This is a genomic window from Flavobacterium xizangense (assembly GCF_054075145.1).
Genome location: NZ_JBSIPG010000372.1, coordinates 1 through 228, shown reverse-complemented (window position 1 = coordinate 228; position 228 = coordinate 1). Strand labels below are relative to the sequence as shown.

Below are 228 nucleotides of genomic sequence, written 5' to 3'. Positions count from 1 at the left end.
GATCTCAGTGCCCAGGGTGTTGTCTGTGTTCCACTTCTCTGTAAACGTCAGCCCATACTCAGTCCATCTGTACTTGGTTTCCAGGCTGCCGTTCACTTTGGTGGTTTCCGTGTTGGCAGAGCCTGAGCTGGTAAATTCCAATCCATTCTCTGACTTCGTTTTCAAATCAAGTTTTATTAAGCCAAAGCCGTAGCCCTTGGTGAAGACATCCCTGGCGGACTTGCCAAA

Annotated in this window: 1 protein-coding gene; it reads right to left on the bottom strand. The window is 48.7% G+C overall.

All coding sequences use genetic code 11. The features are described 5' to 3' along the window. A partial coding sequence (locus tag ACWA1B_RS23820; protein WP_456911175.1) for a mitochondrial porin family protein occupies nt 1–228 on the bottom strand: 228 nt, incomplete at both ends.